Annotated in this window: 1 pseudogene; it reads right to left on the bottom strand. The window is 74.1% G+C overall.

The annotated features are described in order from the left end of the window. Positions 1-762 (bottom strand): annotated as a pseudogene (locus FVW27_RS17950) (response regulator); the annotation flags it as partial.

The following is a 762-nucleotide window of genomic DNA, read 5'->3' as shown; positions in this document are numbered from 1 at the left end:
GCGGCGGGGGCGCCTGCTTTGGGGGCCTGGGACGGGGCGCGCCGCGTCGGATCGCCTTCCGGATTCCGGGCACGGTCCGCGCCACGGCCAAGGTGCACGGCGATACGTTCCGCGATGCGCTCGGCAAAGCTTTTGGCGGGGGCGGCCTGCTGCGGCATGGCGGTCTGCGAGTGCGGCGACGAGAGCGGGGCCTGACCGTGTGAAGCCTGTACGGGCGTATGGGGGGACTGCGCGGCGGGAGTCGAAGCCGCCTGCTGACCCGGCTGGGGCCTGGTGTACTGCATCTGCGGCGGCAGGGTCTGGCCGGTCTGCTGCCCTGTGGGCCATGCCGGTGCGGTTGGGATACCGGGAGCAGCCGGGGCTACGGGCGTGGACGCGGGCTGTGCCTGCCCGTGTGGTGTCTGTCCGGCCGGTGCCTGCCCGGGTGTCACCTGCCCGGCAGGCTGGGGGGGCTGCTTGGGACGGTAGCCGGGGCGTACCTCTGCCGACAGGTCGCGGATGGGGCGGGTGTCGGGCGGCTGGGGAAGGGCCGGGGTCTGTTCCGCAGTCTGCTGCCCCCTTTGTTCGGGCGACGGGTGGGGCACGGCGCGTTGTCCCTGTTGCTGGGCCCGCTGGGCGCGTTCCCAGCGTTCCAGGCGCGCCGCCGCCCCGTAGGACGACGAGGCGCTGGCCCCGGCATGGGTGGTGGACCGGTGCGGTTCCATGGGCATGGGGTCGCCCACCCATTCGCCGCCGTCGGCGGGGGAAGATGGCTTGCGCACC

This window comes from Nitratidesulfovibrio liaohensis (assembly GCF_011682075.1).
Lineage (GTDB): Bacteria > Desulfobacterota > Desulfovibrionia > Desulfovibrionales > Desulfovibrionaceae > Cupidesulfovibrio > Cupidesulfovibrio liaohensis.
Note: the sequence above shows the minus strand (reverse complement) of the source record. Positions and strands in the feature narration are given on the sequence as shown.